Consider the following 19,263-nt stretch of genomic DNA (forward strand, 5'->3'; position numbering starts at 1 on the left):
AATTAATAGCAAATCAGACAACAGCGTGGGGCTGAAAGTAGGGCATCAGCAGTTCGGGCAGACGGACGGCACCATCAGCAAGAAACCGGACGTGAATGGGGAGGTAAAATAGGGGCAACCGAGCGACTACGGCCGCTAGCGCAGGTTCGCGCAGGCGGGCGGCGTCTTTCTCCGTAGTGAAAACGCTTTGTCCAGGTTGTAATTGCGTAGCTACCGCTTCTAGCTCTGCCACACTAAAGGTATGATGGTCAGAAAAGCGGGCGTGCTGTACAATCCGGTAGCCCGCCGTTTCGAGGAACTCACGCAAGGGAGCAGGTTGGGCAATGCCAGTGAGTAGCACTATTTCCTTGCCTTCTGCCGGGGCGTTGGCAGCTAGCGGCACCGGCGCACCGTATTCGTAAGTTGAAAAAAGCACCGCAGTAGTGGGCCGGGCGTAGCGCCGGATGCAGCGCGTCATTTCCTGGCGCTTAGCTTCCGACAGTGTTGGCTCACACTTCGTTACAACAACCAAGTCGGCCCGACGGGCCCCGGCACGGCGTTCCCGTAGGCGCCCGGCGGGTAGCACAAAATCTTGGTAGAAAGGTCGGGCCTGTTCCGTAAGCAGAATGTTGAAGGAGGGTTGTACCCGCCGGTGTTGGTAGGCGTCGTCTAGCACCAGCGCGCTGGTAGCAGGCGCGTCTCGCAGCAGCTGACGAATGCCTGCGGTACGGTCCTCACATACGGCTACCGGCACGCTCCCTTGGAAGTGGCGCCATTGCTGCAGAGGCTCGTCGCCTACTGTGGCGGCCGTATCGGCGGCGCTGGCCAGGCGGTAGCCTGGGTACGACGCCCATAGCCCCGGCTCAGCATGGCCGGGCGCTGCCCCTGGGCTAGCAGCCAATTCACTAGCCACGCTACGTGGGGCGTTTTGCCGGTGCCTCCCACCCGCAGGTTGCCCACATTGATAACGGGCACCTCCGCAAAGCTAGTTGAGGGTTTAATGCCCGTGGCATATAGCCCATTGCGCACGGCCATCACTGTGGCATACAGCCAGCTGAATGGTAAGAGCACAAGCGTGAGCAGAGAAGGCATTGCAGGCAAAGAAGCGACGGGAGCCGCAAAAATAGCGGGTTGCGCAAAGCTTCCGGCGGGTTGCCCTTACATATTGCGCAAGAAGCTCGTTAGAGGCAGGCATAAAAGCTCCTGAAAAGCCAGATATTTGCTTCACTTCATGGCCTAATCAGTTTCCCGATTTTTCTCCGCTACTGCAGTAGCCCGGCTGTTTGAAGGTAGTATCTGCATGGAAGTATATCAGCTCCTCAGGAGAGGAGAATACCACGCTGACTTTTGCGAAGATTTCAGCGTGGTGCAGCCAATGGGCAGCGGCCGTTGGCTATGCGCCGTGATGGACGGCTGTACGATGGGGCGAGAAAGTCATTTTGCCTCTACCCTGGCGGCCAAAATCATTCGCAAAGTGGTGAAGGAGCGGCAGTACCAGCAATTTCACGAAGATATCTCAGCTACCTCCGTGCAGCAGGAACTGGTTGAGATTATGGCGGCCCTGTTTGGAGAATTTCAGCAGGCGCGTAACTACCTGCTGCTCGACACCAACGAATTGCTGACGACCCTGGTCATGGCGCTGCTCGACCAAAACACGGGGGAGGTATATGGGTTGGCAGTGGGCGATGCTACCGTGGCCATTAATGAGCGTATCACCCGCTTTGAGCAGGACAACCAGCCCGACTACCTAGCTTATCATTTGGGCCAGCACTTTGAAGAGTGGCTGGCTCAACACAAGCAGTCATTCCACTCCACTTCCTGCACCAACCTGGGCCTGGCTACTGATGGCATCGACAGCTTTCAATCGACCGATTCCTCTCCTTCCGACACCCGTGCTATTGCGCACTATCTCTTGGTAGATGACGAGCTTACTGAGCGCAGTGAAATGTTGAACATCAAGCTTAAACGGCTAGAAAACAGGTACTCGCTTGTACCTATGGACGACTTGGCCGTGGTTAGAATTAGGCTGGTTTGAATGGGCACCACCTGAGACCTGCCCCGTACAAGCAGTTCCACTCTGCTCCCTACCTCTATGTTCGCCGACCGGCTCCTACACTTCCTAACGCAATTTCCTACCCCGGCTACGCCGCTACCGGAAAGCGTGCATGCTTACAGTCCATACCAAGAGTCTACCCCACGGGAGCTTTTTTGGCAATTTGCTCAGCGCTACTACACCGGCAACCAACCCCGGGTGGCGCTCTTGGGCATTAACCCTGGCCGTCTCGGCAATGGCCGCACTGGTGTAGCCTTCACGGACCCCGTAGCCCTAACTACGTGGGGAATTGCCAACGACTTGCCGCGCCGACGAGAACCATCGAGCGAATTTGTGCAGGCCGTTATTGAAGCCATGGGCGGGCCACAGGCCTTTTATCAGCATTTTTTTCTGGGCTCACTCTACCCTCTGGTGCTCCTGCGTGAAGGGCTAAACTATAATTTCTACGACTCCCCGGCCGTGACGGCGGCACTCTGGCCCAGCATCCAGGACTCGGTGCGGCGTCAGGTGCATGAGGTGGGACTGGCCCAGCACGCGGCCATCTGCCTTGGCCGCCGCAATGGACAGTACTTCACTAAGCTAAACAACGAGCTAGGCTTATTCCAGCAAATCCACATCCTTGACCATCCTCGGTTTTTGATGCAATACAAGCGGAAGGCATTGGCCGAAAACGTGGCTCACTATGTGGAAATTCTGCAGAGTACACTGCTGACAGGCGACGATAACACAACGCGAACCAGCCGTACTGGTTAGGGGGCTACTCCTGCCGCGCCAGCCTTCTATTTCCTTTACCACCTTTGTGTCGTCTTTCACCTAGTATAGTAGTGATGCCCACTGTTCAAGACTTAGCCCGCGTGCTCGAGCGCGCTGCTCCCCTCGCCTACCAAGAATCGTATGACAATGCCGGCCTGCAATGCGGCGACCCCCAGATGGAGGTGCGAGGCGTACTTATTGCTCTCGACTGCACGCTAGCCGTAGTAGATGAAGCGGTACGCCGGGGCTGCAACGTGGTAGTGGCCCACCACCCGGTGGTATTTCGCCCCCTCAAGCGCCTTACGGGAGCCAACGAGGTAGAGCAGACCCTCATCAAGGCCATCAAGCACGACGTAGCCATTTATGCCGCCCATACCAACCTCGACAACGTACATCAGGGCGTAAACCGAAAGCTGGCCGAGAAACTGGGCCTCCAAAACCTGCGTATCCTCGACCCCAAAACAGGTATTCTGGGTAAGCTTGTGACGTACGTGCCCACACGCACACCGAAGCTGTGCTGCATGCCCTGTATCAGGCCGGTGCGGGCCAGATTGGTGACTATTCTGACTGTAGCTTCCGCATGGATGGCACCGGAACATTCACGCCTGGTGCCAGCACCCACCCCCACACCGGCACGCCCTTGCAGCCAGAGACTACCCACGAGCAGCGCGTGGAGGTACTGCTGCCGTTGCACCTACAACGCGCGGCCTTGCGGGCACTGCGCCAGGCTCATCCCTACGAGGAAGTGGCCTACGAACTGCTAAAGCTAGAAAACGAGCACCAAGGTGTCGGCGCGGGCATGGTAGGCGACCTACCCGAACATCTGAGCCCACAGGAGTTCCGGCAGCGGCTCCGGGCCGCCCTGGGCGTGCCCGTAGTAAAGCACACCGATTTTGGGCAACCCATCACCCGCGTTGCACTTTGCGGCGGGGCGGGCAGCTTTCTGATTGGCAAAGCCCGCGCCGCTGGTGCCAACGCCTACGTAACCGGCGACCTGAAATATCACGAATACTTCCAGGCAGAAGGCCGCCTGCTCCTCTGCGACGTTGGCCATTTTGAGAGCGAGCAATTCACCGGCGAAATCTTTCGGGATTTGCTTGCCGACAACTTTGGGAGTACTTTTGCGCTCTTAACTGCTGAGACCCTCACCAACCCCGTCCGTTATGATTTCTAATCCCTCCACGGAAACTCCCGTTTCTAGCAAGCTGGAAGCCCTTCTGAACCTGCAGCGTATTGACTCGCAGCTCGACGAAATCCGGCGCGTACGGGGCGACCTGCCCGAAGAGGTGCGCGACCTGGAGGACGAAATTGCCGGCTATGAAGTACGCGTGAGCAAGTTCGACGAAGAAATTGCCGCCCTCAACGACCAGATCAAGCAGCGCAAGCAAGCCGCCAAGGATGCGGATGGCCTGATTAAGCGCTACGAAGAGCAGCAGCAGAACGTACGCAACAACCGCGAGTACGAGGCTATTGGCAAGGAAATCGAGCTACAGAAGCTTGAAATCCAGATTTCTGAGAAGAAAATCAAAGAAGCTCAGTACCAGATCGAACTCAAAAATACCGACATCGCCGGCACCAAGCAGCGCCTCGAAGACCGTAAAAAGGACCTCGAAAACAAGAAAGGCGAGTTGGACGTCATCGTAAGCGAGAGTGAGGCCGACGAGAAGAAGCTGATGGATGAGCGCGGCGGCGCCTCCCAGCCCATTGAGGAACGCCTGCTGACGGCTTACACCCGCATCCGCGGCAACGTACGCAACGGCCTGGCCGTGGTAACGGTAAAGCGTGATGCCTGCGGCGGCTGCTTCAACACCGTACCTCCCCAGCGCCAAGCCGACATCATTGCCCACAAGAAGATTATCGTATGTGAGCACTGCGGCCGCGTGCTGGCCGATGTGGAGGCTCGCAACGCGTAGCAACTACTTCCTGACCTTTTAAAAAGAACGGCCTCGCGCCGTTCTTTTTTTGTTTATGAGTGTGTTCTCCGCAGTAGCGCGTAAGGAAAGGGGCCGTAGGGCCAGCCGGCTGTTTGGGCTGTTGATATTACTGCTCTGCGCGTCCTTTCGCTCTGGGCTAGCGGTGCAGCCTCAGCTTGAGCGAGTTGCTACGCCTGGGTTTACTACAATGCAGGCGCGGGCTTACGCCGAGGTATTAAAGCTGCGGCCTGCCCCGGCGCGCGCGCTGCTGCAGGATGCTCCTCCGACTGCGCCTGGCACATTGCTGGTCTACGACTGCTTAGAAATAACGGAGCTTTTAATCAGCCAGAACGCCAGTCGCTACGAGGCTATAATAACTGCCCAAGACCGTCGGCTTCGCTTATTAGAGCAGGCCGCCGAGGGCAGTGCCCTGGCTGAATACGCCCAAGCCGAAATTCGCCTGCATAAAGCCGCCGCCCAGGTAGTGTTCAGCCACGAAGCTCAGGGAGCTTGGAATTTGCGCCAGAGCTACCAGCAGATGCAGCAGATAGTGCGGCGCTACCCCCGCTACTTACCGGCGCGCAAAACATTGGGCATGATGCAGTTCTTCATCGGCTCCTTGCCTGAGTCGTACCGCTGGTTTCTGAAGCTGCTAGGCCTGCCGGGCAGTGTGGAGGCAGGCCTGTACAACCTGCGCCTAGCAGCTACTCAGCCCAATGACTTTCAACTAGAAGCTCGCTTAATTTTAGCCGTACTAGAGGAAACCTACTACAAGAAACCGGAGGCCGCTCTGAGCCTAGTAGAGAACCTGCGGCGGCAGCAGCCCGACAATTTGCTGGTTAGCTACCTACTTATTAGCCTCCAGAAAAAGCAGCACCGCACCGATGCTGCGCTGGCGGCGTATCGGGCGCGTCCTACCGGTTCGGGCTACTTGCCCCTTCCCTACCTGCATCACATGGCCGCCGACCTGCTATTGTACCAGGGGCAATATGCGGCCTCGCTACGAGCCAATCAGCTCTTTCTACAGGAATACCACGGACAACACTACCAGAAGGATGCAGCCTTTAAACTGTATTTGGCGGCTTGGTTGGGGGGCGATGCCGCGGCAGCCGAGCAGTACCGCCGCCAGATCGGCACGGGTGGGCGCACTATTTTGGAGGAGGATCACTATGCCCAGCGTTTCTTCGAGGACAAGCTTCCACTAAACAGGCAGCTCACCCGCGCCCGTTTGCAAATTGATGGTGGCTACTACCGAGAAGCCCTGCATACCCTCAATGGCTTCCGCCCTACGACAAGCACCCCCCTCCGCAACCAGCTAGAGGAACCCTACCGCCGCGCCCGCGCCTGGCACTTGCTAGGGCGCTTAGACTCGGCCCGGCTATTTTATGCCCAAACCGTAGCCCGAGCGGGCAATGCGCCCTATTACTTCGCCCCACAATCGGCCTTACAGTTGGGGTACTTATACCAGGCTGAGGGGCAGAAGAATACAGCTAAGATGTACTTTCAGAAGGCCCTCAGCTACCCCCGGCACGAATACAAGAATAGCACCGATACCAAGGCTAAACTAGCCTTACGCGAGCTTCAGCAGCCCTAATCAGCGCTAGACCAAGGGTAATCAATCATCCTACTACCTGATTACGTTATCCGATTCGGCAGCTTGTGTTGTTTGTAATGGACAACCGTTTGTTTCTGCGAAGGGGCGCCTCAAGGTCCTGGGCCGGCGGCATCGTACTTTTGTCACGTGCTTTCAATTCCACTTTCCGAACTCCCTGTTTCTTTTCGTGCCCAGGCCCTACACTGGGCCGCCGAGTTTACGTATTGTGCGTACTTCGAGCCCAGCGGCCTCTCCTACCCGCAAGGCGCTTTTCGCCAGTTGCTAGCCGTTGCAACCGATGCCAGCGCAGGCCCAGCTTCCCTGGCTGAGCTGCGGCCCTGGCTTCAGCAACCAACTACCGCACCCCGCTGCGGATTCCTCACCTATGAGGTGAAAGATGAAATTGAAGCGCTAAGCAGCAGCCACCCAACGGGCCTAGCGTGGCCAATGCTGCACTTCTTCCATGCTAGCGCTTGGCTGTGCTGGCAGGCCAATACTGTAGAAATTTACGTGGCGCCGGATGCGACCGACGCGCTAACTCCGGCTGCTGTTTTCCAACAGATTATAGCTACGCCCCTGCCATTTGCTACCCCGCCAACTGGAGTAGCCCTACAACCCCGGTTTCCGCGGCCTGATTACTTGGCGGCTGTACGGGCCGTGCAGGAAGACATCCTCAATGGGGAAGTGTACGAACTTAACTTGTGCCAGGAATTTACCGCTGAAGGAGTACACCTTGACCCCGTTGATGTCTTTCTTCGTCTCAACGCAGCGTCTCCTACTCCTTTCGCGGGTTTCTACCGTCATCAGCAGCAGTTTCTCCTGTGCGCCTCACCCGAGCGGTTTCTGCGCCGCGAGGGCAGCACCCTCCTTTCTCAGCCCATCAAAGGCACTAGCCGGCGCGGCACCACTCCGGCCGAGGATGATGCTCAGCGCCTCGCCCTGCTTCATAACGAGAAAGAGCGGGCTGAAAACCTGATGATTGTGGATCTGGTTCGCAACGACTTGGCTCGCGTGGCTCAGCCCGGCAGTGTGCAGGTACCGCAGCTATTTGGCTTGTATCCGTTTCAGCACGTGTGGCAGATGATTTCCTCGGTGCAAGCACAAGCCCAGCCCACCGCCGACGTAGTAGACCTACTGCGGGCGACCTTCCCCATGGGCTCCATGACGGGGGCCCCGAAAATACGGGCTATGCAACTCATTGAGCACTACGAGCACAGCCGCCGAGGCCTTTACAGCGGCAGCATTGGCTACCTGCTTCCCAATGGGGACTTCGACTTCAACGTGGTTATTCGCAGCTTGCAGTACCGGCCCGACACTGGTCATGTCAGCTTCCAAGTGGGCTCTGCCATCACTTACGACTCTGTACCGGAGCATGAATATGAGGAGTGCCTGCTGAAAGCTCGCGCCCTGCTAGCCGTGCTGGGCGTTACACGCGAGTAGGTCGCCAACCTTCGCGTCGGCCGAAGGGCAACGCAAGCTTGGGGCTTACCCGTGGGCCTTGCTACGCTAGCCGCTCCTGGAAGGCTGCAAGAAATTGTCCTACGTGGTAACCATCGGCTAGGCCGTGGTGCACATTTACCGATACGGGCATCCAGGTGGCGCCGTTTTCTTGGTAGGTCTGGCCGTAGGAAATCTTGGGGCAGCTGTCGGGGTGGCTGAAGCTACGGGCATGGGTAAGACCACTGAAGCGCACCCACGGCAGGGCCGAGCAATGCAGCACGTCGGGGCGGGCGGTGGTTTCGCTCAGACGCAAGCCGGTACTAGCCTGTACAGCAGCCACCTCCGCCTTGGCTGCTGCCACAAATTCCTCCAACGAATCGTGCTGTTCAATAAAGGAAAACCCAAACGTATGGTCGGGCCGGCCAATGGTAGCGGAGGCGTGCACCCGGTCGTAGCAGTACACGTGCCCGTCTTCAATGCGGTAGCGAAACTCAGGTATTTGATTGGCTGCTTGCACCGAGTGGTAGAGGTAGTACAAGAAGAAGGACACCCCAAGTCGTTTGGCTTCGGCCTGCGCCCGCGTGCACTCTACCGGCGCCACCAGCCCAAAGAACGGCTCGTCGAAGCTCGAAAAGAAAGTAAAATGCTCACGACGGTTCCAGGTAGCTAAGTCAATCTGCTGTTTCATAGGCGGCAAGTTCGATAACTTTGATGCCTTTGTGGGGTACTTCCCGCGTTTTTTCCTATTGCTCCTGCTATGGCTGTTCCCCTCCTCATTGCCTTCGACGCTGACGATACCCTTTGGCCCAACCAGCCCCATTTCGACCAAGTGGAGGCCCGCTTGTTTGAGATTCTGGCCCATTGTGGCGACGTAGTTCGCATCAGCACCCAACTCAATGATGTGCAGCGCCGCAACATGCAGTTGTTTGGCTACGGCGCCAAGTCGTTTATGCTGTCCATGATTGAAACTGCCATCCAGCTAACGGAAGGTGCCGTGACGGGCCACGATATTCAGCAAATCCTGGACATGGGCAAAGACTTGCTACGATATCCTATTGAGCCGCTGCTTGGCGTGGTAGAGGTGCTCACGGAACTGCGCCACCGTGGCCACCGCCTCATGGTGCTCACGAAAGGCGACTTGTTTGACCAAGAAAGTAAGATTGCCCGCTCGGGCCTGGGCGACTTATTCGACCACGTGGAGGTAGTCAGTGAAAAGGATGAGGCCACCTACAGCCGCCTGCTGGCGCGCTACGGAGCTACCGCCGCCGATTTTATCATGATTGGCAACTCTCTTAAATCTGATATTTTACCAGTAGCACGGCTGGGGCTGCGGGCTGTGCACGTACCTTACCACGCCAACTGGATTTTTGAGTACGTTGACCCCGCGCAGCTAGAAGGTCTCGCCTTTCACCAAGTCAGTGACGTGCGCGCCGTACTCGATTACCTGCCTTAGGGCCCCTGGCCGGAAATCCGCCCCTTTGAGCTCTGCCATTCTGTCATTTTTTAGGCTAAAACCCCTACCTTTGCCGTTCTCCGAACTGTGAAGCTGACGCCTACTTGAGGCTTTTCCCATGTCCCAACCACTGATTACCCTCGATTTCCTCGATACTCCCTCCTTACCCACGCCGGCTGTGGACGCAACCACGCATGCCCACGAACCCTCGGGTGAGGTACGCGTGAATCCGGCTACCCGCACGGGCCGTACCCGCAAGCTCTATATTGAGAGCTACGGCTGCCAGATGAACTTCTCCGACTCCGAAATCGTCTCGAGCATTCTATACGAGCAAGGCTTTGACACCACGGAGGAATTAGAAGGAGCTGACTTAGTGCTGCTGAATACCTGCTCCATCCGGGAGAAGGCCGAGCAAACGGTACGCATGCGTCTCTCGCAAATCAACGGCCACAAAAAGCGTAACCCCGGTTTACTAGTGGGGGTGCTAGGCTGCATGGCCGAGCGCCTGAAAACCAAGTTCTTAGAGGAAGAAAAAATTGTAGACCTAGTGGTAGGCCCCGATGCGTACCGCGACCTTCCTCAGCTTATTCAGCAAGTAGATGGCGGCCAAAAGGCCGTGAACGTGCTGCTGAGCCGGGAGGAGACCTACGCCGATATTACTCCCGTACGCCTCAACAGCAACGGTATCACGGCCTTTATCAGCATCATGCGCGGCTGCGACAATATGTGCTCGTTCTGCGTGGTGCCCTTTACTCGGGGCCGTGAGCGAAGCCGGGACGCCCACAGCATTGTGCAGGAAGCCCGCGACCTAGTTGCTCAAGGGTACAAGGAAGTAACACTGCTGGGGCAGAACGTAGATTCTTACAAATGGGCCTCCGAGGACGGTCTGGAACACGTGAACTTTGCCCAGTTGCTGGAAAGTGTAGCCCTCGTGAGCCCCGAACTACGCGTGCGCTTCTCCACCTCTCACCCCAAGGACATCACCGATGAGGTGCTGTACACCATGCGCGCCACGACAACATCTGCAAGTACATTCACTTGCCGGCGCAGAGCGGTAACTCCCGTGTCCTCAAGCTCATGAACCGCACCTACGACCGCCCCTGGTACGAGGACCGCGTGCAGGCTATCCGCCGGATTTTGGGCGAAGACTGTGCCATCAGTACCGATATGATTTCGGGCTTCTGCTCTGAGAATGAGGAAGAACACCAGGATACCCTAAGCCTCATGGAGTACGTCAAGTACGACATGGCATACATGTTCTTCTACTCCGAGCGCCCCGGTACCCTGGCCGCCCGGAAGCTGGAGGACGATATTCCGCTGGAAGTGAAGAAGCGTCGCTTGGCAGAGGTCATTGCGTTGCAGCAGCAGCATAGCCGTGAGCGTAACCTACGCAGCGTAGGCCGGGTGCACCGCGTGCTGGTCGAGAACTTTTCCAAGCGTAGCAAGGAGCACTTGAGCGGCCGCAATAGCCAGAACCAGGTTGTTATTTTCCCCAAAAAACAGTATCAAAAAGGCGACTATGTAGATGTGCTAGTGCATGAGTCTACAACCAATACCCTGCTGGGCGAGGCGGTATAACTTTCTGTCATCCTGAGTCTAGTGCACGACCTTCTGCTACTGCCAACGGTTACTAGGTAACCAGTTATCGGCACGGCGGGAGCCTTCGGCTACGGCTCAGGATGATGTTTTATCCGGGCCTCCCAAAATAAACTATCTCCGCTTTTCGTCTTCCCCACGAAAACCAATCATCGACCTTGACTCCTTCCGAAATACAATCCATCAAACAGCGGTTCGGCATTATTGGCAATGCGCCTTCGCTGAACTATGCCATCCAGGTGGCGGCCCAAGTAGCCCCCACGGACATGACCGTGCTCATTACGGGCGAAAGCGGTTCCGGTAAAGAATCCTTCTCTAAGATCATTCACGCCCTGTCTCCGCGCAAGCACGGGCAGTTCATCGCCATCAACTGCGGGGCCATCCCCGAAGGCACCATTGATTCCGAGCTTTTCGGGCACGAAAAGGGCTCCTTCACCGGGGCGCAGGAAGCCCGCAAAGGCTATTTCGAAGTCACGAACGGCGGCACCATTTTCCTCGACGAAATTGGGGAGATGCCTTTGGGCACCCAGGCCCGCCTATTGCGCGTGCTAGAAAACGGCGAATTCATCCGGGTTGGCTCTTCCAAGGTGCAGAAGACGGACGTGCGTGTGGTGGCCGCTACCAACGTAAATTTACTGGATGCCGTGCGCGAAGGCCGGTTCCGCGAAGACCTGTACTATCGTCTCAACACGGTACCTATTACAGTTCCACCACTACGTGAACGTGGCGATGATATCTATCTATTGTTTAGAAAGTTTGCTACCGATTTTGCTGACCGATATCGGGTGAAACCGATTAGTCTCACATCCGATGCGGTACAAGAATTGCAGCGCTTCCGCTTTCCCGGCAACATCCGCCAGCTCAAGAATGTGGCCGAGCAAATGTCGGTGCTAGAAACGGAGCGCGAGGTAGATTCGCGGCGCTTACGCAACTACCTGCCCGCCGACCAGAGCAGCCGCCTGCCCATGTTGGTAAGCGCCGCGGGCAGTGCCACCGATGGAGCTGGCAACGCATACTCCGAGCGGGACTTGCTCTACAAAGTGCTGTTCGACATGCGTCGCGACATGACGGACCTCAAGAAGCTAGTGCTGGATTTGGCTGGTGGGCAGCGCCCCCAGGAAGCGCAGGAGCTCCTGCGCCAAAACAGCCACTTGTTTACCAACGTGAGCGTAGCACCTTACGACGGTAACCCCGCAGCAGCCCGGCCCCTGCGCCCGGCTCCCACCGATGGGGCGACCTCTGACTACATCCTCAACTCCCGGGAACTAACCGTGATGATGCGGCTGATTATGAAGACGAAGCCCATCGGGTGGAGGATATTACGCACGAGACGGAAGAGGAAACCCTTTCCCTTGAAGCCAAGGAAAAGGAGATGATTATTAAGGCGCTGAAAAAGCACAACAACAAGCGTAAGCACGCGGCCCACGACCTAGGCATCTCGGAGCGCACCTTGTACCGCAAACTCAAGCAATATGACCTGGAACAAGCGTAACTGGCTGCTGGGCGTACTAGTGCTCCTGCTGCCTTTGCTGGGTGGATGCGCCGTGTATTCATTCAACGGCACCACCCTCGACCCCTCCATTAAAACTATTTCCATCTCGACGTTTGCCAACAACGCCAACAATGGTCCTTCCTTTCTAGCCCAGCGCTTCACGGAAGAATACAAGGATTACTTTCAACGCAATACCTCGCTCAAGCTCGTGCCGCGCGATGGAGACTTGCAATTTGATGGGCAGATTATTGCCTATGATTTTGCGCCTGCGGCCATTCAGCAGCAAAACGGTCAAGATTTAGCGGGTGCCAACCAGTTGACTATCCAGGTGCGTGTGAAATTCACCAACACCAAAGACCCGAAGCAGGACTTTGAGGAGACCTTCCAAACCACGCGCCCATTCCCAGCCACTCGCGACATTACGAGCATCAACAACGACCCCACGGCGTTGCGGGAGCTATTCCGTAATATTATTACCGATACGTTCAATAAATCGGTAGCCAACTGGTAGAGTACGCACTCATCATCCAGCGAACAGAGAAGCCAAGCAACACCCAAATGCGGAAGATTTCGGGCCGCTATATAGTTTGGGCAATGCTGTTACGAGCTAAAATAGCCACCTTTGTCGCCCTCATCAGCGGGTACGGCAGAGCTTGACATAGTGGTATGCTCCCGCGCTTCGCTGAAAAACACATAGTTAGCACGGCCGCAGTTTAGGTTTAGGCTTCTTTTCTTATTTCACCTGCTCAACTTCAGTCTGAATGACTCGCGCGTCGCTTTTACATATTCTGAACCACGTAAGCGAGATTTCGGACGCCGAAACCCGGGAGCTGGAACAGTTGGCGGCCGCATTTCCGTACTGCCAGACAGCACACGTTTTACTCGCGAAGGCAGCGCATGATCGGGGCAGTATGCTAGCGAGTCAGCGCTTGCGCCGAGCGGCTACGTATGCGGCCAACCGGGACCTCCTGCGTCAGTTGTTGGAAACCCCAGCCCCATCAGTCCGGGAGGCTGCACCCGTGCTCGAACAATCTGTTCATGACGCGGCAGTTGCAACTACCCTTGCCGAAGCTACTCCAGAGGCAGTTACAGAACTAGAAGCAGATCAACTTCCTACGACGCCGCAGGAAGCGCTTGCCGAGTCACGCCCGGCAGCTGACCCAAAGCAGGAAGCGGCCGACCATTTAGCACCCGCAACTACAGAACCAGAGTTGGCAGAGCCTGCGCTTACCGAGCCAGACGAAATATTCAAAGCCTACCTGCCACTTGCCTCTGAGAACCTGCTTGTAATACCCGCAACGTCGGAACAAGAACAGCCAGAACAGCGGAATGACCATACACCTGTTCTCTCGCCTGGCACCGATACAGACGACACTTCTGTAGAAACAGCTAGCAGTGAGACCGTTAATTCCATTTCAGAAAAAACGGAGGTCATCTTACTGCCAATAGCACAACACGAGGCTGAAGCACCTACCACTGAAGTAAACCAGCAAGAAGAACCGGCGCATGTTGTACCTAGCCTAGGAGTAGAAGGTGATGGCGCTGCTGATACCCTAGCCACCCAACTATCTGAGCAAACCACGTCTGTAGGCGAGGAAGCCGCTACCGTAGGAGAACAGGCGTTGGAGTTGTTTCCTGTGGTGGACGATCTGTTGCCCGCTACGGCACCGCCTATCCGCCCACCTGTAGAAGCCGGTATCTCACGCTTCGAGTTTGGCTTAGTAGAACCAGCGCTGCCTCCCCCTTCTAGTTATCAACTTCTTGGGCTTGAAGATGACGATGAGCCTTCGACAGTACCAGGTGAGCTACCTCGGGCGGAAATTCCTCCTTCCGAGCCGATGAGCAACTTGGTTACGCGCTCAGTGCTGGCAGCCGCTTCGGGTACGACTTGGAGCCGCATGATGGGTACACCCTGAATTTGCCGGCCGATGCGTTCTTTGAGCCAGATCCTTTGCTACTGGCTTACTTGAAAGCAAATCGTCCTAAGCCATCCGCTTCTTCTATTGATTTGATTAACCGCTTCTTGCAGGCAAAGCCGCGTATTAAAACGACGACGGGTCCGCCTCCACCGACAGCAACGGAGCAGGACGACTTGTCGGTGCGGAGCACGCGACCCGCTCCCACATTGGCTTCCGAAAGCCTAGCCAAAATCATGGTGAAGCAGGGCAAAACCGACAAGGCCATTGAAATATATGAGGTGCTGATGCAACGTCAGCCAGAAAAAATGGCGTACTTTGCCGATCTAATTCAACAATTGAAACAACCTTCAGAGTAGATGTACGCTGCCCTTATTGTTCTAATTCTGTTCGTATGCCTGCTGTTAGGCCTCGTGGTGCTGGCTCAAAACCCCAAAGGCGGCGGAATTTCTAGCCAATTTGGCTCGGGTGGCGCAGCCCAGCTAATGGGTGTGAAGCGGACGGGTGACCTGCTTGAGCGCTTAACCTGGGGCTTTGCCATCGGCCTGATGGTGCTTAGCCTTGGCAGCCACGTTATCGACGACGGCAACCAATCTGGCCCTGTACGCAGCGTAAACCAGCAGAAGGCTCTGGAAACGCGTATTCCTGCCACGCCTGCTCCAGCCATCCCCGGTGGTGCTACCGCTCCTGGTGCTGCTGCTCCAGCAGGTACTCCCCAAACGACTCCTGCTACTACCCAGCCGGCCCCGGCTCCAGGTCAGTAACCTAGTTTTTGCTTCGGCGTGCAAGCCGGTAGTTCCTTAGCTGGAGCTATCGGCTTGTTGCTTTAGCGGCAATTTCAAATCAGAGCGACACAACATACAGCCCCGAATTTTCTACCCCGCCAAGTCCAACCCTAGCGCCTGCCAGGCGTACAGCCGCGCGGGCTGTCACGGATGCTTGCTGCCTTCTTATCTGCCACGTCTGACAACGATAAGGTGCAAACCTGACCGAAAAACGGCTGCCTGTGTCCATTCTGTCAGGTTTGCAAGGGCTGGCATAAGAAGTGCAGCACCGCCGTCACCGTCTTACTTCAAGTAAACCTTTCAACCAAAACGTACAATATGTCGCTTAGCATCAAACCGCTGGCTGACCGCGTAATCATCGCGCCGGCCGCTGCCGAGGAAAAAACCAAATCGGGCATCATCATCCCCGACACGGCCAAGGAGAAACCCCAGCGTGGCGAAGTAGTTGCCGTAGGCGAAGGCAAGGTAGCCGACAACGGTACCACCATCAAGCCCCAGGTTAAAGCCGGCGACCAAGTGCTTTACGGCAAGTATGCCGGCACTGAAATCACCGTTGATGGCCAAGACTACCTCATTATGAAGGAGTCGGACATTTTCGCCGTACTGTAAGCTTTCCCCCTCCCGACTCTAAACACCCGAACCCAAGATGGCTAAGAACATCCAATTCGATACCGAAGGCCGCGACAAACTGAAGCGCGGCGTTGATAAGCTAGCAAACGCTGTGAAGGTAACCCTGGGCCCCAAAGGCCGCAACGTGGTTATCGACAAGAAATTCGGCGCCCCAAGCATCACCAAAGACGGTGTAACAGTAGCCAAAGAAATTGAGCTTTCAGACCCAGTTGAAAACATGGGTGCTCAGTTGGTAAAAGAAGTTGCCTCCAAAACGGCTGACCAGGCTGGTGATGGTACGACGACTGCAACTGTATTGGCCCAGGCTATCTATGCCGCTGGCTCGAAAAACGTAGCCGCTGGTGCTAACCCCATGGACCTGAAGCGTGGCATCGACAAAGCTGTACTGGCTGTTGTTGCTAACCTGAAAGCCCAGTCTAAAAAAATCGAGAACTCGTCAGAAATTGCCCAGGTAGGCGCTATTTCGGCCAATAACGACATGGAAATCGGCAAAATGATTGCTGACGCCATGGACAAAGTAGGCAAGGAAGGCGTTATCACGGTAGAAGAAGCTCGTGGTACTGAAACCGAAGTAAAAACGGTGGAAGGCATGCAGTTCGACCGTGGCTACCTGTCTCCCTACTTCGTGACCAACCCGGAGAAAATGGAGGCTGAGTTCGACAACCCCTACATCCTCATCTACGACAAGAAGGTGAGCACCATGAAGGAGCTGCTGCCCGTATTGGAGCAGGTTGTTCAAACTGGCAAGCCCCTGGTTATCATCTCGGAAGATGTAGACGGCGAAGCACTAGCTACCCTGGTAGTAAACAAGCTGCGCGGCTCGCTGAAAATTGCTGCTGTGAAAGCTCCTGGCTTCGGCGACCGTCGTAAGGCCATGCTGGAAGACATTGCTGTGCTGACTGGTGGTACCGTAATTTCGGAAGAGCGCGGCTACAAGCTGGACAGCGCTACCCTGGAGTACCTGGGTCAGGCTGAGAAAGTTATCATCGACAAAGACAACACGACCATTGTAAACGGCCGTGGCGACAAAGATGGTATCACCGGCCGCGTAAACGAGATTAAGGCGCAGATCGGCACTACTACTTCTGACTACGACAAAGAGAAGCTGCAAGAGCGTCTGGCTAAGCTGTCGGGCGGCGTGGCTATCCTCTATATCGGTGCTAGCACTGAGGTAGAAATGAAGGAAAAGAAAGACCGCGTTGATGATGCCCTGCACGCTACCCGTGCTGCTGTAGAAGAAGGTGTTGTTCCTGGTGGTGGTGTAGCCTTAGTGCGTGCCCTGGATGCGCTGGAAAGCGTTGACACCCTGAATGGCGACGAGCGTACTGGCGTGAACATCATTCGTACGGCCATTGAAGCGCCCCTGCGCACTATTGTAGCTAACGCTGGTGGTGAAGGCTCGGTAGTAGTGCAGAAAGTACGCGAAGGCCAAGCCGACTACGGCTACAACGCCCGCGAAGACCGCTACGAGAACCTGATGGCTGCTGGTATCCTCGACCCAACCAAGGTAACGCGTCTGGCCCTGGAGAATGCCGCTTCTATTGCCGGCCTGCTCCTGACCACTGAGTGCGTAATTTCGGATGAGCCAGAAGATGAGAAAGCAGGCGCTGGCGCCGTGTCTCCCGGCATGGGCGGCATGGGCGGCATGATGTAATCAGCTTCCCTGTCAGTACGCTGACCAGTAAAAAGGCCCGTCGGATAGGAATCCGGCGGGCCTTTTGCTTTTCTATATCATGCTGGATGTACAGCAAGCACTTAGAACTACACGGAAAGAATGGTTTGGGCAAGGAAGTTGAATATCCCCCTTACTTGTCTTGCTGGGTGCTTCAAAAAGAAGGTCTGCCAGATGCATCTGGCAGACCTTCTTTGCGTGCGTGCGTAAGGCAGAAGCTTAGCCGCGTCCGTGCATCATACGGAACAGCTTTCTGGCAATGGCAATCAGGATGAGACCGGCCAAGATTACGAAGGCAGCAATGAGGCCGAACACCTTAAGGGCGCCCAGTTCTTCTACATACTTAGCGATGTAGCCGCCAGCAATCTGCGCCACGAAGGGAGCCAAAAACCACACGCCCATCAGCATTGAGGTAAGTGCCGGCGGCGACAGGCGTGACACCATGGACAAGCCTACCGGCGATAAGCACAACTCGCCTACCGTGTGAAAGAAGTAGGTAGCTATCAGCCACCAAATGCTGGCTTTGATAGTTTGATCAGCAACATCGCCACCGCGTTGCATAACGGCTCCTACCATGAACAGGAAGCCTACCCCGAGCAACACCATACCCAAGCCCATTTTCACGGGAATACTCAGGTCTTTGCCACGCCGGCCGAGGCTTACCCATAGGGCCGCTACGGGCGCGCCTAGCAGTACGATAAAGCCTGCATTAACTGACTGGAACCATGAGGTAGGGATTAGGAAGCCCGCTACTTCACGGTTGATGTACTTATCTGTGTAGAGCGTAAGCGAAGAACCAGCTTGTTCGAAGCCAGCCCAGAAGAACACTACAAACAAGGTGATGATGAAAACTACCGCCATTCGGTCGGTCTCTTCCTTGGTAAGCGGCTCTTTTACAGTGGTTTTAGTGGAATCCGCGCTCTGGCCCTCGGGGTACATTCCCACGTCGCCGAGGTACTTGCGGCCCAGCAGGTTAAATGCCAACTGACCAATGAGCATACCGATACCAGCAGCCAAGAAACCATATCGGAACCCGTAGCTGAGGATGGCGCCGCTAGCGTCTTTGGTAGCAAACAGGTTTTCAGCCAGGAAGCCGCATACTAGTGGTGCAATAAATGCCCCCGTGTTGATGCCCATGTAGAAAATCGTGAAGGCAGCGTCGCGCAGCGGGTCACCCTGCTGGTAGAGCTTACCCACAATAGTCGAGATATTGGGCTTGAAGAAGCCGTTGCCTAAAATTAGCAGCAGTAGCCCTAGCATGGTAGGCCAGGGCATGCCAAAGGCAGCGGCTTGCGTAGACAACGACGGCTGCATGAACAGGAAAAACTGCCCAACTGCCATCGTTAAACCGCCAATGAGAATGGCGCGGCGATGGCCAATAAACTTATCAGCTATCCAGCCACCAATAATAGGTGTGAAGTAAACAAAACCGGTGAAGTAGCCATACAGGAGCGTTGCACTAGCTTCCGGAATGCCCAGTCCTCCTTCGAGGGCAGTCTTGGTTAGATACAGCACCAGCAAGCCGCGCATGCCGTAGTAGCTGAACCGCTCCCACATTTCGGTGAAGAACAACAAATAGAGGCCAGGCGGGTGACTTTGCCGCATTACGGGTGGCTCCTGAACAGCGGAGGTTGTTTGCATGAAAGGCAATAAAAAAGAAGTGAGAGGGAAAAGCAAGCAGCCATATCTGCAAGGCAGTTGGGTAAAGCTACAAAAGTTTCCTAACCCTGAGTAGCAGGCCCCCTTTGTTAGGCATGGCTCTAACTACCATTTGTTAGTTAGCGAATTTTCGCTACTTTTCGTACCCAATCGGCTACCGATGCGTGTAGCCAACCCTCCGCCCTTACACTTCCAACTCCCACCCAACCCCCTGTTTTCGGCTTTATGATGCAATCTGCCGTAACCACCCGCCTCGCGTCGTTAGGCTTTGCGCCTGGCGTCTCTGCCCACCTAAACCCGCCGCCCGCCGCCCTCGTTGAGCACGCCC

Annotated in this window: 16 protein-coding genes and 4 pseudogenes; 17 read left to right on the top strand and 3 right to left on the bottom strand. The window is 55.9% G+C overall.

Features of this window, described 5'->3' with window-relative positions:
• Window positions 1–13: 13 nt before the first annotated feature.
• Window positions 14–1,071, bottom strand: a pseudogene (gene lpxK / locus VI25_RS02985) (tetraacyldisaccharide 4'-kinase).
• Window positions 1,072–1,279: 208 nt separating this feature from the next.
• On the opposite strand from lpxK, the gene VI25_RS02995 reads away from it, so the two are divergent.
• The 7 genes and pseudogenes from VI25_RS02995 (at window position 1,280) to pabB (ending at window position 7,732) form a co-directional block, all read left to right on the top strand.
• On the top strand, window positions 1,280–2,014 hold the full coding sequence (locus tag VI25_RS02995; protein ID WP_045687510.1) for a protein phosphatase 2C domain-containing protein: 735 nt from the start codon (window positions 1,280–1,282) through the stop codon (window positions 2,012–2,014).
• A 57-nt stretch (window positions 2,015–2,071) separates the two neighbouring features.
• Window positions 2,072–2,785, top strand: a complete 714-nt coding sequence (locus VI25_RS03000) for a uracil-DNA glycosylase family protein (protein WP_045687509.1) — start codon at window positions 2,072–2,074, stop codon at window positions 2,783–2,785.
• A gap of 74 nt (window positions 2,786–2,859) precedes the next feature.
• Window positions 2,860–3,189: pseudogene (locus VI25_RS28250) on the top strand (Nif3-like dinuclear metal center hexameric protein); the annotation flags it as partial.
• A gap of 110 nt (window positions 3,190–3,299) precedes the next feature.
• On the top strand, window positions 3,300–3,959 hold the full coding sequence (locus tag VI25_RS28255) for a Nif3-like dinuclear metal center hexameric protein (protein WP_316934250.1): 660 nt from the start codon (window positions 3,300–3,302) through the stop codon (window positions 3,957–3,959).
• A complete protein-coding gene (locus VI25_RS03010) occupies window positions 3,949–4,698 on the top strand; it encodes a zinc ribbon domain-containing protein (protein ID WP_045687507.1) in 750 nt (249 codons plus the stop codon). The genes VI25_RS28255 and VI25_RS03010 overlap by 11 nt, the downstream gene beginning before the upstream one ends.
• Before the next feature lie 55 nt (window positions 4,699–4,753).
• Window positions 4,754–6,292 carry a hypothetical protein gene (locus VI25_RS03015; protein ID WP_072144746.1) on the top strand — a complete coding sequence of 513 codons (1,539 nt, stop codon included), beginning with the start codon at window positions 4,754–4,756 and terminating at the stop codon, window positions 6,290–6,292.
• A 147-nt stretch (window positions 6,293–6,439) separates the two neighbouring features.
• A complete protein-coding gene (pabB, locus tag VI25_RS03020) occupies window positions 6,440–7,732 on the top strand; it encodes an aminodeoxychorismate synthase component I (RefSeq protein WP_045687505.1) in 1,293 nt (430 codons plus the stop codon).
• A 61-nt stretch (window positions 7,733–7,793) separates the two neighbouring features.
• Here the strand turns inward: pabB and VI25_RS03025 are convergent, their stop codons facing one another.
• The gene (locus VI25_RS03025; RefSeq protein WP_045687504.1) at window positions 7,794–8,420 is read right to left on the bottom strand and encodes a chloramphenicol acetyltransferase; all 627 of its coding nucleotides are present in this window, start codon (window positions 8,418–8,420) and stop codon (window positions 7,794–7,796) included.
• 69 nt (window positions 8,421–8,489) lie between these two features.
• Between VI25_RS03025 and VI25_RS03030 the strand changes: the two genes are divergently transcribed.
• The 10 genes and pseudogenes from VI25_RS03030 to groL all read left to right on the top strand — a co-directional run bounded on the left by VI25_RS03030 (window position 8,490) and on the right by groL (window position 17,258).
• Window positions 8,490–9,185, top strand: a complete 696-nt coding sequence (locus tag VI25_RS03030) for an HAD family hydrolase (protein ID WP_045687503.1) — start codon at window positions 8,490–8,492, stop codon at window positions 9,183–9,185.
• Window positions 9,186–9,303: 118 nt separating this feature from the next.
• Window positions 9,304–10,763, top strand: a pseudogene (gene miaB / locus VI25_RS03035) (tRNA (N6-isopentenyl adenosine(37)-C2)-methylthiotransferase MiaB).
• Window positions 10,764–10,939: 176 nt separating this feature from the next.
• On the top strand, window positions 10,940–12,157 hold the full coding sequence (locus VI25_RS03040) for a sigma-54 interaction domain-containing protein (protein WP_236704852.1): 1,218 nt from the start codon (window positions 10,940–10,942) through the stop codon (window positions 12,155–12,157).
• Window positions 12,085–12,273, top strand: a pseudogene (locus tag VI25_RS26385) (helix-turn-helix domain-containing protein); the annotation flags it as partial. The gene VI25_RS03040 and the pseudogene VI25_RS26385, both read left to right, overlap by 73 nt.
• Window positions 12,254–12,784 carry an LptE family protein gene (locus VI25_RS03045; RefSeq protein ID WP_045687500.1) on the top strand — a complete coding sequence of 177 codons (531 nt, stop codon included), beginning with the start codon at window positions 12,254–12,256 and terminating at the stop codon, window positions 12,782–12,784. The pseudogene VI25_RS26385 and the gene VI25_RS03045, both read left to right, overlap by 20 nt.
• A gap of 250 nt (window positions 12,785–13,034) precedes the next feature.
• Window positions 13,035–14,189, top strand: a complete 1,155-nt coding sequence (locus VI25_RS03050; RefSeq protein WP_045687499.1) for a hypothetical protein — start codon at window positions 13,035–13,037, stop codon at window positions 14,187–14,189.
• A complete protein-coding gene (locus VI25_RS03055; protein WP_052695014.1) occupies window positions 14,162–14,548 on the top strand; it encodes a hypothetical protein in 387 nt (128 codons plus the stop codon). The genes VI25_RS03050 and VI25_RS03055 overlap by 28 nt, the downstream gene beginning before the upstream one ends.
• Window positions 14,549–14,953 carry a preprotein translocase subunit SecG gene (gene secG, locus VI25_RS03060; RefSeq protein ID WP_045687498.1) on the top strand — a complete coding sequence of 135 codons (405 nt, stop codon included), beginning with the start codon at window positions 14,549–14,551 and terminating at the stop codon, window positions 14,951–14,953.
• Between the two features lie 339 nt (window positions 14,954–15,292).
• A complete protein-coding gene (gene groES / locus VI25_RS03065) occupies window positions 15,293–15,583 on the top strand; it encodes a co-chaperone GroES (RefSeq protein ID WP_045687497.1) in 291 nt (96 codons plus the stop codon).
• 37 nt (window positions 15,584–15,620) lie between these two features.
• Entirely contained in the window at window positions 15,621–17,258 is a 1,638-nt protein-coding gene (gene groL, locus VI25_RS03070; RefSeq protein WP_045687496.1) for a chaperonin GroEL, read from the top strand.
• Between the two features lie 237 nt (window positions 17,259–17,495).
• Here the strand turns inward: groL and VI25_RS03075 are convergent, their stop codons facing one another.
• Entirely contained in the window at window positions 17,496–18,917 is a 1,422-nt protein-coding gene (locus VI25_RS03075) for a peptide MFS transporter (protein ID WP_045687495.1), read from the bottom strand.
• Window positions 18,918–19,263 lie beyond the last annotated feature (346 nt).

The sequence above is a fragment of the Hymenobacter sp. AT01-02 genome, from assembly GCF_000961955.2.
In the GTDB taxonomy this organism is placed as follows: Bacteria; Bacteroidota; Bacteroidia; order Cytophagales; family Hymenobacteraceae; genus Hymenobacter; species Hymenobacter mucosus.